18 protein-coding genes are annotated in these 17329 nt (G+C 39.0%); 12 read left to right on the forward strand and 6 right to left on the reverse strand.

The features are described from left to right. Positions 1–3: 3 nt before the first annotated feature. The 3 genes from I7X29_RS07950 to I7X29_RS07960 form a co-directional block, all read right to left on the reverse strand. Positions 4–1632 (reverse strand): WG repeat-containing protein, encoded by a 1629-nt coding sequence (locus I7X29_RS07950; protein ID WP_198473845.1) that lies wholly within the window; start codon positions 1630–1632, stop codon positions 4–6. A gap of 92 nt (positions 1633–1724) precedes the next feature. Beyond that, positions 1725–2459: a 3-oxoacyl-ACP reductase FabG gene (gene fabG / locus I7X29_RS07955; RefSeq protein WP_198473847.1), complete on the reverse strand. Its 735-nt coding sequence runs from the start codon at positions 2457–2459 to the stop codon at positions 1725–1727. Between the two features lie 61 nt (positions 2460–2520). Next, the gene (locus I7X29_RS07960) at positions 2521–4029 is read right to left on the reverse strand and encodes an HAL/PAL/TAL family ammonia-lyase (RefSeq protein WP_198473849.1); all 1509 of its coding nucleotides are present in this window, start codon (positions 4027–4029) and stop codon (positions 2521–2523) included. A 151-nt stretch (positions 4030–4180) separates the two neighbouring features. Here I7X29_RS07960 and I7X29_RS07965 point away from each other — a divergent pair, with 151 nt between their 5' ends. The 12 genes from I7X29_RS07965 (at position 4181) to I7X29_RS08015 (ending at position 14345) form a co-directional block, all read left to right on the forward strand. Next, positions 4181–4915, forward strand: a complete 735-nt coding sequence (locus tag I7X29_RS07965; RefSeq protein ID WP_198473851.1) for a hypothetical protein — start codon at positions 4181–4183, stop codon at positions 4913–4915. 14 nt (positions 4916–4929) lie between these two features. After that, the gene (locus tag I7X29_RS07970) at positions 4930–5658 is read left to right on the forward strand and encodes a YggS family pyridoxal phosphate-dependent enzyme (protein ID WP_198473853.1); all 729 of its coding nucleotides are present in this window, start codon (positions 4930–4932) and stop codon (positions 5656–5658) included. Positions 5659–5764: 106 nt separating this feature from the next. Beyond that, positions 5765–7087 carry a hypothetical protein gene (locus I7X29_RS15405; RefSeq protein WP_225883699.1) on the forward strand — a complete coding sequence of 441 codons (1323 nt, stop codon included), beginning with the start codon at positions 5765–5767 and terminating at the stop codon, positions 7085–7087. Continuing rightward, entirely contained in the window at positions 7087–7989 is a 903-nt protein-coding gene (locus I7X29_RS07980) for a histone deacetylase family protein (protein WP_198474080.1), read from the forward strand. The genes I7X29_RS15405 and I7X29_RS07980 overlap by 1 nt, the downstream gene beginning before the upstream one ends. A 109-nt stretch (positions 7990–8098) precedes the next feature. Further along, positions 8099–8635, forward strand: coding sequence for a hypothetical protein (locus tag I7X29_RS07985; protein ID WP_198473855.1), 537 nt, complete (start codon positions 8099–8101; stop codon positions 8633–8635). Next, positions 8632–8832, forward strand: coding sequence for a hypothetical protein (locus I7X29_RS07990; RefSeq protein WP_198473857.1), 201 nt, complete (start codon positions 8632–8634; stop codon positions 8830–8832). Before I7X29_RS07985 ends, I7X29_RS07990 begins: the two co-directional genes overlap by 4 nt. Before the next feature lie 149 nt (positions 8833–8981). Beyond that, the gene (locus tag I7X29_RS07995; RefSeq protein ID WP_198473859.1) at positions 8982–9395 is read left to right on the forward strand and encodes a hypothetical protein; all 414 of its coding nucleotides are present in this window, start codon (positions 8982–8984) and stop codon (positions 9393–9395) included. Positions 9396–9418: 23 nt separating this feature from the next. Next, positions 9419–9850 (forward strand): hypothetical protein, encoded by a 432-nt coding sequence (locus I7X29_RS15410; RefSeq protein WP_225883700.1) that lies wholly within the window; start codon positions 9419–9421, stop codon positions 9848–9850. A 62-nt stretch (positions 9851–9912) separates the two neighbouring features. Further along, positions 9913–10221 (forward strand): hypothetical protein, encoded by a 309-nt coding sequence (locus tag I7X29_RS15415; RefSeq protein WP_225883701.1) that lies wholly within the window; start codon positions 9913–9915, stop codon positions 10219–10221. Between the two features lie 87 nt (positions 10222–10308). After that, positions 10309–12591 carry a hypothetical protein gene (locus I7X29_RS08005; protein ID WP_198473861.1) on the forward strand — a complete coding sequence of 761 codons (2283 nt, stop codon included), beginning with the start codon at positions 10309–10311 and terminating at the stop codon, positions 12589–12591. Positions 12592–12973: 382 nt separating this feature from the next. After that, positions 12974–13825: an AraC family transcriptional regulator gene (locus tag I7X29_RS08010; protein ID WP_198465884.1), complete on the forward strand. Its 852-nt coding sequence runs from the start codon at positions 12974–12976 to the stop codon at positions 13823–13825. 37 nt (positions 13826–13862) lie between these two features. Beyond that, on the forward strand, positions 13863–14345 hold the full coding sequence (locus I7X29_RS08015) for a hypothetical protein (protein ID WP_198473863.1): 483 nt from the start codon (positions 13863–13865) through the stop codon (positions 14343–14345). A gap of 168 nt (positions 14346–14513) precedes the next feature. Here I7X29_RS08015 and I7X29_RS08020 read toward each other — a convergent pair whose 3' ends face one another. From I7X29_RS08020 to I7X29_RS08030, 3 genes are all read right to left on the reverse strand, one after another. Beyond that, a complete protein-coding gene (locus I7X29_RS08020) occupies positions 14514–15296 on the reverse strand; it encodes a lipocalin family protein (RefSeq protein ID WP_198473865.1) in 783 nt (260 codons plus the stop codon). A gap of 166 nt (positions 15297–15462) precedes the next feature. Continuing rightward, positions 15463–16251 (reverse strand): lipocalin family protein, encoded by a 789-nt coding sequence (locus I7X29_RS08025; protein ID WP_198473867.1) that lies wholly within the window; start codon positions 16249–16251, stop codon positions 15463–15465. A 168-nt stretch (positions 16252–16419) separates the two neighbouring features. Next, entirely contained in the window at positions 16420–17208 is a 789-nt protein-coding gene (locus I7X29_RS08030; RefSeq protein WP_198473869.1) for a lipocalin family protein, read from the reverse strand. Positions 17209–17329 lie beyond the last annotated feature (121 nt).

Consider the following 17329-nt stretch of genomic DNA (forward strand, 5'->3'; position numbering starts at 1 on the left):
GGTTTATTTTTTATTTGCATTGATGGCTTTTATCAGGTCGTTTTTTGTAGGAGCTACCCAAACTTCAATGAGGTAATCCCAACGACTCACATCATCAAAGAAAGCAAAATGCAAGGTGTTGGTAGCATATACTTCATAATGCCACTGTGCATTGGGTGAAACTTTGTGCTCGGTTATGGTTGCGTTGAACTCTTTCTCAAGGCGTTCTTTCATTTGGTTAATAATAGATTTTCCTGTGTGTAGTTTTGTATCTCTGAAATTGATGCTATAGACCATAGCTTTAGAACGCGCTTTTACCTCTTGAATAGAAATGACATCTGTAATTTTTTTACTTTTATCAGTTACTTTATTAGGGTTGGCTAACGATTTGAAGCCGCTAAAGAATTTATCTACAAAATCACTCACATCGTAATAATCGGATCGAGCACCATAAGTTTCAGTAATTCTTGTTTTTACCTCATAGAACTTTTCAGGCACTATAAATTGTCCTTCTTTATTGATGATGCCCCATAGATATTCTTTAGTAGCAAAGGCCATATCGCCATAGAAAGGAGCAATGCGCCTAAAATTAGGTTTGATCACTACTTTGCCTTCTCTGTCAATACACCCCATATTATCTCTATAGTATCTAAAGGTAGCAAGGTTACTGCTGAAATTTTCAATATTAAGGGGGATAGAGTCATTGTCATAAGATATAGCATCAATCACTACCTTACCTGATCTGTCAATGCATTTAGGGTCTTGCCAGTCGATCTCCACAATCGCCAAGCCATTGCTAAAGGGTTTAGCTTTTTTGAATTGAGGAGCGATAACGTATTCACCTTTTCGGTTGATATAGCCGTAAAGACCGTCTTTTTCTTCTTGTACAAAAGCTCTATTGGAAAAGAAATCACCTGCATCTTCAAATTTGGGAGGAATGACCATCTCACCTTTTTGGTTGATATAGCCCCATTTACCATCTTTTTTCACAAGGGATAAGCCTTCGGAAAACTGGTTAGCATCCTCAAATTGAGCGGGAATGATTACTTCGCCTGAGGTGTTGATCCAGCCCCATTTGAGATTGTCGTCCTGATTGTGGTATTTATCTTTTTTAAGTTTTTCTTTATCAACTACTGAAAACAAAGCAATACCGTCAAAAAATTGGTCGGCACTATGCGCATCTTTCAATGAAAATTTAACATTTCCTTCTTTGTCAATACAGGTAGGGAAGCCTCCTTCTGGCACAACAAAAGCGAGTCCGCCAGAAAAGTAAGTAGCACTGATGTATTGAGCGGGGATTTTGTATTTACCAGTTTTATCGATAAACCCTACTCTGTTTTCAGGAGAAATGACTATAGCCAATCCTTCTCGAAAATAGTAAGCATCGGCAAATGATACAGGGATGACCATTTCTCCTTTGAGGTTAGCGTATCCCCATTTTTTGTATCGTTCAGGATAGTTAGGAGGAGTAACAGGAATCAAATCCAAAGGTTCAGGTTTGGTAACTTGAAAAATTTCGTCATCATCGTCGGCCATTTGCTGATTTTCTACAGCAGAAGTAGTAGAAGAGGTAGCTAAAGCTTTTTTAGAATGGCAAGAATACAGCACACTTATACTTAAAAGCACCGCTAAAAAATTAAAGATTCTTTTCATACGATAGGTAATTTATAATTAGCAAATTAGCAAATTAGCAAATAAGAAAAAGCTGTTCAGTATCCAACTGAACAGCTTTTTTCACTTTTCACTTAACTATATACTCCCCCGTTGATATTGATCACTTCTCCGGTGATATACGAGGCTTTTTTAGACACTAAAAACGACACGAGGTCGGCTACTTCTTCAGCTTCGCCAAAACGCCCTACAGGAATCAGTTTTACGAGGTCTTCTTCGTTGAGAGAGGAAGTCATATCGGTGCGGATAAACCCTGGGGCAATAGCATTTACAGTGATATGTCGTTTCGCTACTTCTTGAGCTAAGGCTTTGGTAGCAGCAATGATAGCCCCTTTAGCAGCCGAGTAGTTCGTTTGCCCTGCAGTTCCTTTTACCCCCGATACCGATGAAATGTTGATAATACGTCCGTAGCGATGGCGTAACATTTTTTGGATAAAGAAGTTTGTTACGTTGTAGAAGCCATCGAGGGTGGTAGAGATTACTTTGCTCCAATCCTCTTGGGGCATCCACATAAAGAGTCCGTCGCGATTGATACCCGCGTTGTTCACAATCACCTCTACCACAGCGTCTTTATTGTCGTGTTGCCATTGGGTAAGTGCTTTTACGGTGCTTTCGTGATTAGAAACATCAAAGCGAATAATCTCTCCCTCGCGCCCTAATTTTTTGATATGACCGAGGGTTTCAAGGGCAGCTATCTCATTGCTTTGGTAAGTAATGAGTAGGTGATAATCGGTGTCTTGCGCGAGTTTTTCGCATATAGCGCGCCCTATGCCTCGCGAACCGCCTGTAATGATAGCGTACTTTCTCATTTGTTTTTTTATTTAGTTTTTCTGTCTGATAAGTCTGACAAGTCAGACTCGTCTGATTGTTCTATTTTTTCAACCACGATACCATATCCTTCAAATAAGGATAAAACACCAAGTCTTCTTTGAAGAACGGAATAATACTTCTTATTTCGTTATACCATTCTTTGGTAGTGCTCGAAAGCTCGTCATAACAGTCTAAGATATCAATAGCCTGTGCAATGGTAATCGCTTCAATGGCGAGTACTTGGAAAGCGTTCTCTATCACCTTGCGGGTGAGCGTTGCGGCATTGGTACCCATACTCACAATGTCCTGATTGTCGTTATTATTCGGGATACTATGCACATACATAGAGGTAGAGAGGGTTTGACACTCGGCAGTGGTAGAGGTAGCAGTGAATTGCACCCCTTGCATACCGAAGTTAAAGCCCAGCTTGCCCGCATTCACAAACGGCGGTAAGAGCTCGTTGATTTTAGGATTCAATAGGTAGTTGAGTTGTCGTTCGGCGAGCATTGCCATACGGGTAACCACGAGCTTGAGCTTGTCCATTTCAAGGGAAATATAATCGCCGTGGAAGTTACCCCCGTGATACACCTGCTGGGTAGGCAAATCCACGATAGGATTGTCGTTAGCCGAGTTGAGTTCTTCTTCTACAATGCGCTGGGTGTGTTGCAAAGTGTCTAACACAGGACCTAATATCTGCGGCACACAGCGCAATGAATAGTATTCTTGTACTTTTTCTTTGAAAACAGTCTCGTTGTGCTCCCCTTGGTAAAGGTGTTCAGCGCGTTTGCGGGTGCGCTTACTGTCGGCGAGAAACTCGCGCATTAGCTTAGCGATATCCTGCTGACCGGTATGCTGTTTGGCGTTGTTGAGCTCTTCTGAAAAATGGTCGTCATAAGTCTGTACCAATTCATTGATAGCACAGCTGAATTTTACTGTCCAGTCCAATAGTTTTTCAGCGTAATACAAATTCACCCCTGCCAAGCCCGTCATTACCGATGTGCCGTTCATCAGCGAAAGACCCTCGCGCAAGTGTATTTGTAGCGGTTTGATGCCTACTTCGGCAAATACTTCAGCCGTTGGGCGACGCAAGCCTTTGTAGAACACTTCGCCTTCGCCTATGAGTACTAAGGCGAGGTGAGCCAACTGCACGAGGTCGCCACTGGCGCCTACACCACCGTGCTGGAAGATAAGCGGGGTAATGCGGTAGTTCAATAGGTCGCGCATCAGCTCAATAGCCTCTATATGCACCCCCGATTTACCAAGAGAAAGACTGTTCAAACGACAGAGAATCGCTGCGCGTACCGTTTTTATATCAAATACTTCTCCACAGCCTGAAGCGTGGCTACGGATGAGGTTATACTGCAATTGCAATTGGTCTTCAGGCTCTATGCGATATTGAGCCATAGGACCAAAACCAGTATTTACGCCATAGATAATTTTATCGTTGGCAAATTCTTTTAGAAAGTTATAACTCTCCTCAATCAAATGTTTAGCTTCTTTGCTAATCGCTACTTGTTTTTTGTGAAAAACAATGGCTTTAAAATCTTCGTAAGTACGTAGTGTTTTCAACTGAAAAAATTTTAATATGAGCGACAAAGGTAGTAAATAATTGGTAAATTAGCAAATATGAGATATTTTTACTACTTTTGTCGCCATAGTCTGGTTTATCAGGCAACTTTTTATTTTTTTAACTTTTCAACCCTTGATGGGCATTCTTACTATGAAACTATTGCTTCTTATGATTGTCAGTTTATGCTTTTTCAGTGTAAAGGCACAGAATTTTAGATTGATAACAGATGTGCAGCAACATCAGTTGAATGGAAAAGTGAAAAATGTGAAGGAAATTATTGAATATGAAGCACCTTTTTTTAGTGCTATTGATACTGTTTTCTATTCTTTTAGTAAGGATGGTTTTATAACCAAAAGCGAAACACGAACATTGCAAGGAGAACCTATTAATGAAGTATTTAAAACAATTTTTGAGCGTCAAGGAGCCGTAGCAACTACTATAGTTTATAATCAAGAAGGAAAGGAGATTGATGGGAATGTGGTAAAATTAAATAAAAAAGGCTTTCCTATTGAAATGGAAATGCAACTGAATGACACTGAAAAAGTAAAAGTTTATTATCACTACGATCCTAAAGATAGCAAATTAACTCTTGTAGCTGATGATAAAATAATAAATGTAAAACAAGTCATTACCTATAACAAAGAGGGATTTCTGATAACTAAAGAAGTTTTTAAAGATGATGACCCTCTTCCTATAACTAAAAATGTTTACACTTATAATAGTCGAGGTTTTGCAACTACAGTTCTTTCGCAAAACGCCGACAAAAAGGAAACAAAAATTACCTACGAGTACCAATACGACACTCACGGTAGTGCTATTGAAATAAAGAAATACGAAAACGGCAAACTCAAAAGTACCGCTAAACGCACTATTGAATATTATTAAGAAACACAAAAATAATGGAAAACATTCTGCAAAACATCGAATTAATACAACAACGCATCGCCAAAGCCTGTGCTAAGGTAGGTCGCAAACCCGAGGAGGTAAAACTCCTCTTAGCCACCAAAACTGTAACTCCTGAACGCATCAAAATAGCACTTGAGGCAGGATATACCCTCATCGCCGAAAACAAAGTGCAGGAACTTAAAGAGAAGTACGAAGCCCTGAAAGATACCCCTCATACGAATCACTTTATCGGTCATTTGCAAACCAATAAAATCAAAGAAATATTGCGCTATGAAGTGAGTTGTGTAGAATCGGTAGATCGCCTTGATTTAGCCCAAAAACTCCACAATCGCCTCGCTAATGAGGGCAAAGAACTCGATATCTTTATCCAAGTGAATACCTCTAATGAGGAAAGTAAATTCGGTGCCGACCCTTCCGAAGTGCTCGACCTTGTAAAACAAGTGGCAACCCTGCCTACCCTCCACATCAAAGGACTGATGACAATAGGCTTGTTTAGTGCCGAAACCGAAAAGGTGCGCGCCTGCTTTCAACTCCTCAAACGCATCCAGCAGGATATTATTGCCCTTAACCTCCCCAATGTAGACCCCAAAGAGCTTTCAATGGGAATGAGCGGTGACCTCGAAACCGCTATCGAGGAAGGCGCTACTATTGTGCGAGTAGGTACCGCTATCTTCGGTCAGCGCATCTACCCCGATAGCTACTACTGGAATGAGAAGGCGTAGGGGGTCAGAGGATAGGTTTCAGGTGTTAGGTTTCAGGGTCTGCCCTGTCCGACTTGTCCGCCCCGTTCGATGAGTCTCTTTACCAATTTGCTAATTTTCTAATTTTATGAAACACCTTATTTTTTTAATCTTCATTTGCTGTGCCATAGCTTGTGAGCAAAAAAAGCCCTCTGGCACTACATCTCAGGAAGAGACTATCAACTTTCAGTTTGAAAAAACTCCTGCCTTATACAACTGCTTGAAAGCCCAATTGGAAAACGGAATTTCAGTACTTGTAGACGGTTCCTTTGATGCAGAACTCTATAAATATGGTAAAAACGATTTGGAAGTTACTTTTCCTTTGGCAAAAGAAATATTGCAGAAAAAAGGCTATCAGTTTCCTACAGAACAGGAATTTATAGCACGTGTACAGAAGATTTTTGGCAGGACAATAGACCCTAAACTACCTACTTCTTTCTTGTATGTGCAAACCGAAATCCCTTGTGAGAAGCAAATTAGCTACTATAGAAATGACAAGTCGGTAGATATTACCCCTTATTCGTACTATCTCAGTAAAAAAGAACATTTTATAACCGAACTCTACGCTATTCCAGAACTGATAGACTACCAAGCGCTTTACCCCGATTTATACGCCTTAGAACAAAAAATGCCACGCCTTCTAAAAGACAAAGATGGTGAAGAACGTTATGAAGTTTACCAATGGCAACAAATCCCCGATTTGAAAGAGCAACGAGAGAAAAATATTGATAAATTAGTACATCGCAACAAATATCTATTCAACGATGATAAGGCTTCTTTCCAATGGCTTATAGCAAACGATGCTTATTTTATGAGTGAATTGGTGAAAAAAATAGGTTATACTGAAGATGAAAAACTCTTGGAATGGGCAATCAAAAACACTCACTACGAAAAGGATAACCCTCAAGATTACGGCAGACTTTTTTGGACAAAAAACTGCAAGACTGGTGGCGTGAAAATACATCTGAATACCTTTAAAATTTTAAGAAACCTATATAGTACAGAAGCAATAGCCGAAATATCAAATGGTTTAGATGGTTATATCAACTATTTAGGGAACGATATGTCCGCCGATGAAGAATCTAAAAAAGAACAACTTACTGAAAATGAATACATCCAAATTTTAGCCCATATAGCCTATTTTGCCCAACAATACGACTTAGATAACTACCGCCGAGAAGATTATCATTATAAAATCATTTATTTTCCGATGGGGCGATTGCGTTATTTTTTAAATGGAGATGACCGTTGGCTAAAGGAAAAACAGTATTTCGGTCTGCCAAAGTTTAAAGAATGGTGGGATAAAGCCGCTTATGCCGAATATTATTTATCAGAATGTGAATATGAAGGTAGTTGCGGTCCGGGTTATCAACCCTTAAGTGAAGAAGAATGGAAAAAGCAACAAAAATAATGTACATCGCCTATCACCCATTATACAATCATCCAGTGCCCGAAAACCATCGTTTTCCAATGGAAAAGTATGCCCTCTTGCCTCAACAACTCCTCTATGAAGGCATTGCCAGCGCGACCAACTTTCACACTCCTGAAAAAGCTACCCAAGCTACAGCTGCTTTGGTGCATACGCAACCTTACTTACACAATTTCTTACACTTAACACTTTCACATAAAGAAGCACTACCCATTGGCTTTGTACAATGTCAGCAGTTAGTAGATCGCGAACTTGCCTTAGTGCAAGGCACTGTAGAAGGCGCTTTGTGGGCATTGCGTACGAGAGAAGTCGCCTTTAATATAGCAGGGGGTACGCATCACGCTTTTTCAAACCGCGGGGAAGGCTTTTGTATGCTCAACGATCAAGCTATCGCTGCCGCTTATTTGCTACACCACACAACGGTGAAAAAGGTACTCATTGTAGATTTAGATGTACATCAAGGCAATGGCACTGCCGAAATTTTTAGAAACACCCCCGAAGTTTTTACCTTTTCAATGCACGCAGAAGGTAATTACCCTTTTGAAAAGGAACAATCGGATAAAGATATAGCCCTACCCAATGGCACAGATGACAAAACCTATTTAGATATATTGCGCAGCGTTTTGCCGCAGCTCATAGAAACCCATCAACCTGATTTTGTGTTTTATCAAGCAGGGGTGGATGTGCTGGCAACCGATAAGTTAGGTAAGTTATCACTTACCGTAGAAGGTTGCGGTGAACGCGATCGCCTTGTTTTTGAAACGTGTCATCGGTATCAACTGCCTGTACAATGCTCAATGGGAGGAGGGTATTCCCCGCGACTCACCTCCATTCTGCGAGCACATACCCAAACCTTTGCCATAGCGAGTGGGATTTACGAATAGGTTTCAGGTGTCAGGGAATAGGTTTCAGGTGAGTCACTACACTTTCGCAAAGTCCTTAATTGCCTGTGCGGCTCGCACCTTTGATAAAGTCTATTAGAATAAAAAAACAATGAGAACAATCCTAATTTTATTATTGATAATTCTACATACTCAAATACAAGCACAAACTACAAGAATAGAGAATGATTTATTCGTAAAGGTTGTTACAAAATTTAAAAAAGATAAGGAATCTTTTGGAGAGTTTAAATATTTAGGGCTGTGCCATTGTATTAGCAGTGTTTTAGAAAAAGAAGAAGATTTGTTTTTTGCTGAATATATAGATTACTACAATCGCTGTTCAGCGCTTACCCGTTTGTTAAATAAGGAAGTGCTAAAAAACACTTTTGATATTTATGAGAGTAAGTTGAAGGTTTTGAATAATAATGCTGAAAAACTCAATCAGTGTTTTCTTTTGTATAACCAGAGAAAACTCAAACAGTGTTATATACAGACTATCAGTAACCAGAATAATTATATAGAAGATGAAGAAATTCAACTATTTATGGAAGATTACCTCAACTTAGGTCGTGTAGATATCCATAGGTTTATAGAAGGAAAAAACCTTTGGAAGTCAGAAAATAATATTGAAAAAAGAATTAAAAAATGAGAAATCTTTATGTCTTAACAACATTCTTTTTCTTCCTTTCTTTAGGTTTTACCTATTCTCAAAACAAAATAGTTAAATATACTGATGAGAAAGGATGGAAACAACAAATTTTGTATTATCTTACTCCAAAGGGGAAAGAATATGCACGTGTGTATTTATCTTTAGATACACTTACTGATAAAACGCTTGATTTATAATATGAATTAAGAATTGAAAAATTGCGTCACTACACTTTGCTAAAGTTTTAATTGCTCGTCGTGCTACGACCTTTGGCAAAGTGTGGGGTTGTATTGATAATTGTGATTGTAATAGCATGAGCTACAAATTTTATTTTAAGAGGATTATTATGGCTAACAAAGTAATTTTTATATTGTTTTTTATAATTGTCGGTTGTTATTATGGTAGAGGTTATTTGATAAGACCCTATGTAAAAGGATATTTGTATTCAAAAATAGACAATGCGCCTATTCAAAATGCATTCATTTATGTAGATAAAAAATTATTTTATGCAAAATCACCTTCAAATATAACGACTGATAGTAAAGGATATTTTTTTATCAAAGGTTATAGGGATAACAATAGACAAACAATGAAACTAATGCAACAGTTTACTTTTTATATCAAAAGAGACACCCTGCTAAAGGTGTTTGATATTTCTAAAACAAAACAATTTCAAGAAGATATTTATGGGAAGAAAGATACTTTTGATATAGGTATAATTTATATTGAAGACTTAGAAGAGATAAGAGATAAGAGGTAAGAAGGGTATAATCCATTTATTTATTGTATCTTTGCCCAAAGTTCCTGAAATCTCTCAAACACAAAATCACTAAATTTGGGAACTTTTACTTTATTATAGGAAAAAGTTTAAACAGTTTCAATGATAAAACATCTATCAGAGCCTTTTCTATTCAAAAGAAAGAACATCTATGGGAGTTTCCTCTTGCTTCTCTTGGTAAAGGTAAAGATTACAATACAGATGAAGAATTTGACTATGAAGTAGAGCAATTTGTAGGAATATATAACAATATTCTTTGGGTTTATATAGAAAGAGGTGGATTTATTGGTTTAGATATTCAAACTGGGGAATTGAAACATCGTATTCTATGGATACCCAAGGGGAATTTATTAGGCAAAGTCGATAGTTATGTAGATAGTGAAGAGTTTTACATTTTTTATCGTGCAAAGTTTATTTTGGATGAAAAAAAGAAATAATTATCGGTTTAATAGCTGACAGATTTTTTGAAATAGACCTCAATAAAGAAAAAATAACTCCTATGCTATATGGTATGTGGGATAAAATGGAGAAAATGAACCTAAAGAAATATGGAGTTAGTGGGAATACAAGTCTACAAGAAGATTTATTGTATTTTTATAATGATAAAGAATTACAATTTGGTGTTTTAGACATCAACACCAAGGAAATTATCTATGTTTCAGAGCCTATTGCAGTCGTGGAAAGAGATGATAGTTTTACTCGCCTTAGAGATTTAAAAGTCTCAGAAAATAAGGTGTATATCTTAGATAGTAATCATACCTTACATATTTTTCAGCGTGAGCAGCATCAAAAACACCCTATTACCTAAAACAAGATTATAGTAGCAAGTATCTGGCTCACTTTTTGATAGACTCTTTTATCTTTTAACTCTTAACTTATTAACTTATATCTAAAAATGAAAGTACTCCCCTTATTAGCGCTCTTGCCCCTCTCTTTGGCTGCGCAAACCCCCATTCCTTCAGGAAATTATAAAGCTAACTCTCTTGGCAATGCTTTAGAATTGAGATTCCTCCCCAACGGCACTTACGAACTGATTGCTACCTCGGGCGAGTACGTTCTCAAAGATAAAAAAATACTTTTTCAACCTCAAACCTCTTCTTTTGTTGTTGAGAAAAAACAAAGCGACAGTCAGCAATTGCAAATCACCCTCAAAACACCGCCTCGCACGGGTGTCGATCCGCGTTATCTCTACATAGGGTATGAAAACGCCAAAGGAGAAGTGGAGTACGTATGCGTTTATAACAAAATCGATTCTTTAGAGAATATTGAAGAAAAAAAGGATAGCAATGGCGAGACTTACTATGTGCTCGAAAGTTTTGAAGTACCCCGTACTGCTAATCTCTACTTAGTTGATGCTCACCAAGCTGCCTACAGCAAAAACAAGGAAGTAAACATCCAAAAATTCCCTATTGGCAAAGATACAAATGCTGTGGAAATCGCTGTTTTAGCAGGTGGTAATTCCTTTAACCTCAACGGGGTTTACAATCCCGACAAACAAACTATTTCGGTTTCGGAAGGCAATAGCAGCAATGCCATTGTCTTTAGCAAACCAAACGACAAACCCAATCCTAACCAAGTACCTGTCGCTTCTAAAGAAAATGTAAGTCAATGGGCTCACTTCATCGACTTTGAAAAAGAACGCGATATCCCTCGATACGACCCCGATAAAAAAGCCAAAGAAAAAGCCAAAGCCGTAGTTTCGGTGCCTAAAAACCTCAATGCTGCCCTCGCTTCAGCCGATAAACAAAGTCGTTTAGTGGTAGTGTTCCAGCAACCCGACAACTCAAAAGCAAAAGCTGAATTTGATGATTTCTTCGCTAAATACAAAGAAGATGGTAGTGGCTACAACTACGATGATGACGATAACAGTCCGCTTTATCCTTACGAGTTCTATTTGGCTACTGCCAAAGACCTCAAAACCCTCAAAGCTAAAGGAGTTCCTGCAGGTAACCAAGTAGTTCTGTTAGACGTTGCAGGCAATGTGCTCTATTCACAACCCGCAACCATCAGTGAGGTTGCCAGCGATGAGCTCTTTACTTCTAACGAAAATGTAGCCCGTTTCAGCACTATTGCAATGGCACGCGCGCTCGATAAAGCCTTGAGTAACCCTAAACTACCCGTAAAAGAACTGCAAAACATTTTCACCACTTTCCTCAAAAAGGACAGTCAGCGTGTGTATTTATTAGCAAAGAATCGTCCGGAACAAAAAACCGGCGATAGCAATGAGGAAGAAGCTTTTGACTATATTGCGCAAGAAGCCGAAGATTATTTCTCTAATCTCAAGAATCCCAAAGGTATTTACCAAATGCAACTCACCCCTGATCAGGCAATCGCCCAATGGGAACGCGTGGTAAACGCTCATAAAAAGGACACTAAACTCGACCCTGAGTACGCTTTCTTGCTCTCTCTCAACAATACCGAAAGCAACTATTACTACCGCATTTTCAACGCCGAAAAACCCGCTACTACCGCCGATATAGATGCGGTTGCTTATTTGGTGAAATTCGCCGATGATATCAAAGCCTACAACAAAAAAATTGAAGGTAACGACGACAACTATATGGGCTATAACGAACGTTTGAACAAAGGAATCATAGAAGTGCGTTATGGTGAGCTCTCTAACCAACTCGACCGTATCGTTTTCAACGACAAAAAACTCTTTGAACCCGTAAAAACTGTTTATAAAGAAGGTTTGAAAAAGAAACTCTTCTCTGCCGATAACTACATCGATTTTCTCTATGAAAACAATGTAGATGAAGCAGCAGCTTACTTCGGTGAATACTACAAAAATCTATTGCAAAAGGACAGCAATCTCATCGCTGCATTAGACAAGGCTTTTTCGGAAGGCGATGATGAGAACAGTTGGAAATACTACAAAATGCGTTTTGCAAATCGCGCCAACAACATTGCTTGGAAAGTGTTTGAAGAGCACAAACAAAACCCCGATAAATTGAATGAGGCTTTCCAATGGTCGAGTTCGGCAGTACAATTAGAACCCGAAAATTCTTATTATTTAGACACTTTTGCCCACCTCTTGTACGCACGTGGTGAAAAGCAAAAAGCCTTAGAAATACAAGAAAAAGCTGTTAAAAATCTTCCTAAAGCTGAATATGGTGGCGACGATGAAAAATCAGAGATTGAAACCAATTTTGAAAAAATGAAGAAAGGAGAGATTTAGAGGGAAGGTCTTAGGTTTCAGGTATCAGGTGTCAGAAGTTAGTCGCTACACTTTGGCAAAGTCCTTAATTGCCCGTGCGGCTCGCACCTTTGATAAAGTCTATAAAATAAAAGTATCTAAAAAGTGCATTGATTCACTTTTTAGATACTTTCTTTTTTGTCACTATATTAGGTGTTAGGGGTCAGGGGTCAGGGGGTAGGAATTACAGGATACTTTTGACAGCCTTATCTGAGTTGTCCGAGTTATCCGAGTTGTCTGACTTTGTTTAACATTGTCCGACCTCCTACAGCTTGTATTGTAACAACAAACAATAAAGCAATATAGGAAAAGTCCCCTTCAAAAAACTGCTGTATCTTTGCCCCAGAAATTCAAATTACACCCTATGAAATCCATAACTCATAACGATTACACCCAGCGCATCAACAAAGTGGCGGAATACATCAACCGTCACCTCGATGAGCCTATCGAACTGAAAACATTAGCCGATATAGCTCACTTGTCGCACTTTCACTTTTGTAGGATTTTCAAAGTGCTGAAAGGTGAATCGCCTATTGCTTTTATCGCGCGTTTGCGCATAGAAACCGCTGCCCAACTGCTGCGCTACTCTACTCTCCCTATAGAGCAAATTGCCTTCAATATAGGCTATGAAACCCCTGCATCGCTCTCTAAAGCCTTTAAAAACCAATATGGCATTACCCCTACCGAGTACAGAACTAATAAAGATATCTACATTATGAAAAAAGAAATCATCAACCCCGATTTGGCTCTCAAAGCTCCTAAAATAATGGAACTTGAGCCTAAAAACCTCATCTATGTAGCCCTTACCGGCGGATATGGCTCTTTAGACTACGGCAAAGCCTACGAACAATTATGGGCTGTCGTAAAATCGCAAAAGCTATTTACCAAAGGCATCGAGTCGATATGTGTATCGTACGACGACCCTAAAATTACTGAAGCCTCCCTCCAACGTTCGGAAGTAAGTTTGGCTATTCACAAACCTGCAGTTCCCGAAGGAGAGGTGAGTTGCAAAACCTTAGCTGGAGGCAAATATGCGGTCTTTTTCTATCAAGGCAGTTACAGTCAGCTTTCTGCCGTTTGCGATGCTGCAATGCGTTGGGTAGTAGAAAGTGAATACGAACTGCGCGATGAGCCTATGTTCGAGAAATACCTCAACGACGCTCGCCGCACTCCCGAAGAAAAACTAAAAACAGAAATCTATATCCCCATTAATTAACGAATTTGCTAATTCTCTAATTTACTAATTTAACATTATGATTCTTACAAAAACTGAAAAAACCGTAGGGATTGTTTTGGCAATCCTCTTATTATTGCTCACACTTTCAGGGAGTGGTTATTTCTTCTTCACTTTGAAAGTAAACTTTGTGCAATTGCTTGCCTATAACGCTTGCTCACCCAGTAGCTTAGTGTATTTAGGTTGCTTTATCGCCTTTTGGCTCACCAAAAAGAGCTTTTGGCTACCCCTTGCTTTCCTGCCGATGTACTATTTCGGCACTATGGGACTCTTCACATTCACGTGGAGTGGCGCCAATATCTTTGCCCAACTGTCGCATATCACGATGACGCTCAATTTGCTATGGGCAGGCTACACCCTTTACCGCATCGGTGATTACAAAGGTTTTGCACAAGGTTTGTTGTGGGGCATACTATTATTTGTGCCTTACATCGCTTTTGTGATGTCCTACTGCCGCACCCACGCCGAGGAAATTAGTAACTTACTACAAATGACAGCTTAAAATGCTATCGGTTTTATTAGACCTTTCTGTTCATCATCAGACTCCTCAGACTTGTCAGACTCGTCGGATAACTCTGATAAAACCGACTTTATTCAAAAGTAAAAAAATCCCTTGCAGTGCAAACTGCAAGGGATTTTTTTAAAGTAAAGTAACTAATTTATTAATTGATTACTGTTTTTGGAAGAACATTGTAGTACCTCCAAGGCTAAGCGTAAGTGTTTGGTTGTTATTGCTAAAGCTAAAAGGGATAGGTACTTTTTGTCCGTTAGAAACGTTGTAATATTTGCCTCCTTCTTTTACATAGTCGTAGCTTTTCACTTCTCCAGCTTGACATTGTGTATTGTTCTCAGGCAGGGTATAGTAGAGCGAAAAACCTATAGAGCTCGCTACTATACTACCTGTAAAGCAAGCAGGAGTACCGGCAGGATAAGTAGTGCCTCCTGCTTCTATTTTGGTAAGTTCCCAAAGTCCTACCAAAGGATCGAGATAGCTATAGTCTACTCCTTTTTTGTGAAGGATATCTACTTCTGGAATACCTAAATTATTTGTAAAACGCAAAATAAGTTCTTTGCCTTTTATTTCGTATTTAAAAGAATTCATTTTCTGTCCTTTAGTGCCATTAGGAGAATTGCTAGCAATACTATGAATTATCTCACCATTAGAAAGGGTATAATCGTAATAGAAAGGAGTATATTTACATCCAGAACCATCCCTACGATACCATTCGAACTTCATCTGGGTATCTGAAAATGAGCGATAAGACTGCTTGGCGCAATTATCAGGAGTACTCCAACGGATATTTTTCCCATTGCCATTATAGTCTCCATACACAGTATGGTAATACCAATCCCCTTTGAGCGAAGTGCTACCTCCGCCGTTGTCGTCGTCTTTCCCGCAAGAGGAAAGGCATAATACTGTGGCAACCAATGCCGAAAAGATTAGTTTTTTCATATAATATTTGTATTATCCTCTCTCCCGTTCCCTCTCTCCCAAGGAGAGAGGGGCAATCTGGATAAGAGGGGTTAAAAAAAATGTTTGTTGTTTTTATAATTTATCAGACAAGGCGGACGTGTCAGACCAGTCAGATTCCTGAAACCTATCCCCTGAGACCTGACCCCTATTTTACTTTGGTAAAATAAAGGGTTACTAAGCCGTTTTGGGTTTGTTCGCTGTAGGAAAGCTTGGTGTTATTTTCTGAAAACACAAGTGCCAACTCCTCTTTGTTTTGGGGGTTGGTAATGTTATAATACTTGCCCCCCTCTTTTGCCCACTCGTAGGTATTGATAGTTTTTTGGCATTGCCCGTTTTGCTCAGGAACATTAAGATATAGTGTAAACCCTATGGAGCTACTCACTACAGTACCTTGCAAACATTCTCCTTCCTTTACAGTAGCTTCCGTTTGCCCGACAGTAGCTTTGGTCATTATCCAACGTCCTATAAAAGGGTCGAGATAGCTATAGTCTACCCCTTTTTTGTGGAGAACTTGTATTTCTTCCTGTTGGCGATTATTTTTAAAGCGAAGGATAAGTTCCTTGTCCTTTATTTCGTATTTTATAGAGGCTGTTCCCCCTTTGTTTCCATTAGGAGAATCATTGGCAATCGTCATATTAAAAACGCCATTAGTAGCCGTATAATCGTAATACACTGGAGTGTATTTGCACTCAGGACCCTCTGAATAATACCATTCGTGCTTTATTTTTTTATCGGAAATAGACCAATAAGTTTTTTTAGCGCAATTGCCAGAAATTGCCCAGCTTTTTCCATTACCATCGGGGTCATTATAAATGTTGTAAAGATACCAATCCCCATTGAGCGAAGTGCTTCCTCCGCCGTTGTCGTCGTCTTTCCCGCAAGAGGAAAGGCATAATGCTGTGGCAATGAATGCCGAAAAAATTAGTTTTTTCATATAATATTTGTGTTATCCTCTCTCCCGTTCCCTCTCTCCTTGGGAGAGAGGGGCAATCTGGTTAAGAGGGGTTAAAAAATAATGTTTAATGTTGTTTATAATTTATCAGACAAGTCGGACGTGTCAGACAAGTCAGATTCCTGAAACCTATCCCCTGAGACCTGACCCCTATTTTACTTTGGTAAAATAAAGGGTTACTAAGCCGTTTTGGGTTTGCTCGCTGTAGGAAAGCTTGGTGTTATTCTCTGAAAAGACAAGCGGCAATTCCACTTTGTTTTGGGGGTTGGTAACATCGTAATATTTACCACCTTCCTTTATCCACTCGTAGGTATTGATAGTTTTTTGGCATTGCCCGTTTTGCTCAGGAACATTAAGATATATTGTAAACCCTATGGAGCTACTCACTACAGCACCTTGCAAACATTCTCCTTCCTTTACTATCACTTCCGTTTTTCCTACGGTAGCTTTGGTCATTATCCAATATCCTACAAAAGGATCGAGGTAACTATAGTCTACCCCTTTTTTGCGAAGGATTTCTATTACTTCCTGTTGTTGATTATTTTTTAAATATATAAAAAGCTCTTTCCCTTTCATTTCGTATTTTATAGAGGTTTTAGCTCCTTTTCTTACGTTAGGTGAATCATTGGCAACCGTCATATTAAAAACGCCATTAGTAGCCGTATAATCGTAATATATAGGATAGTATTTGCACTCAGAACCTTCTAAATAATAGTATTCGTGCTTTATTTTTTTATCCGAAATAGAATAATAAGTTTTTTCAGCACAATCGTTAGAACTTGTCCAGTTCCGTCCGTTTCCATTGAGACCATTAAAATTACTGTAAAGATACCAATCCCCAGTGAGCGAAGTGCTACCTCCGCCGTTGTCGTCGTCTTTCCCGCAAGAGGAAAGGCATAATGCTGTGGCAACCAATGCCGAAAAGATTAGTTTTTTCATATAATATTTGTGTTATCCTCTCTCCCGTTCCCTCTCTCCCAAGGAGAGAGGGGCAATCTGGTTAAGAGGGGTTAAAAAATAATGTTTAATGTTGTTTATAATTTATTATCAGACAAGTCGG

This window comes from Capnocytophaga periodontitidis, from assembly GCF_016126015.1.
GTDB classification, from domain to species: domain Bacteria; phylum Bacteroidota; class Bacteroidia; order Flavobacteriales; family Flavobacteriaceae; genus Capnocytophaga; species Capnocytophaga periodontitidis.

Excerpts from the sequence above, each read along its gene's own strand:
- I7X29_RS07950 (WP_198473845.1), bottom strand. The coding sequence starts at position 1,632 with ATGAAAAGAATCTTTAATTTTTTAGCGGTGCTTTTAAGTATAAGTGTG.
- fabG (WP_198473847.1), bottom strand. The coding sequence starts at position 2,459 with ATGAGAAAGTACGCTATCATTACAGGCGGTTCGCGAGGCATAGGGCGC.
- I7X29_RS07965 (WP_198473851.1), top strand. The coding sequence starts at position 4,181 with ATGAAACTATTGCTTCTTATGATTGTCAGTTTATGCTTTTTCAGTGTA.
- I7X29_RS07970 (WP_198473853.1), top strand. The coding sequence starts at position 4,930 with ATGGAAAACATTCTGCAAAACATCGAATTAATACAACAACGCATCGCC.
- I7X29_RS15405 (WP_225883699.1), top strand. The coding sequence starts at position 5,765 with ATGAAACACCTTATTTTTTTAATCTTCATTTGCTGTGCCATAGCTTGT.
- I7X29_RS07980 (WP_198474080.1), top strand. The coding sequence starts at position 7,087 with ATGTACATCGCCTATCACCCATTATACAATCATCCAGTGCCCGAAAAC.
- I7X29_RS07985 (WP_198473855.1), top strand. The coding sequence starts at position 8,099 with ATGAGAACAATCCTAATTTTATTATTGATAATTCTACATACTCAAATA.
- I7X29_RS07990 (WP_198473857.1), top strand. The coding sequence starts at position 8,632 with ATGAGAAATCTTTATGTCTTAACAACATTCTTTTTCTTCCTTTCTTTA.
- I7X29_RS07995 (WP_198473859.1), top strand. The coding sequence starts at position 8,982 with ATGGCTAACAAAGTAATTTTTATATTGTTTTTTATAATTGTCGGTTGT.
- I7X29_RS15415 (WP_225883701.1), top strand. The coding sequence starts at position 9,913 with ATGCTATATGGTATGTGGGATAAAATGGAGAAAATGAACCTAAAGAAA.
- I7X29_RS08005 (WP_198473861.1), top strand. The coding sequence starts at position 10,309 with ATGAAAGTACTCCCCTTATTAGCGCTCTTGCCCCTCTCTTTGGCTGCG.
- I7X29_RS08010 (WP_198465884.1), top strand. The coding sequence starts at position 12,974 with ATGAAATCCATAACTCATAACGATTACACCCAGCGCATCAACAAAGTG.
- I7X29_RS08015 (WP_198473863.1), top strand. The coding sequence starts at position 13,863 with ATGATTCTTACAAAAACTGAAAAAACCGTAGGGATTGTTTTGGCAATC.
- I7X29_RS08020 (WP_198473865.1), bottom strand. The coding sequence starts at position 15,296 with ATGAAAAAACTAATCTTTTCGGCATTGGTTGCCACAGTATTATGCCTT.
- I7X29_RS08025 (WP_198473867.1), bottom strand. The coding sequence starts at position 16,251 with ATGAAAAAACTAATTTTTTCGGCATTCATTGCCACAGCATTATGCCTT.
- I7X29_RS08030 (WP_198473869.1), bottom strand. The coding sequence starts at position 17,208 with ATGAAAAAACTAATCTTTTCGGCATTGGTTGCCACAGCATTATGCCTT.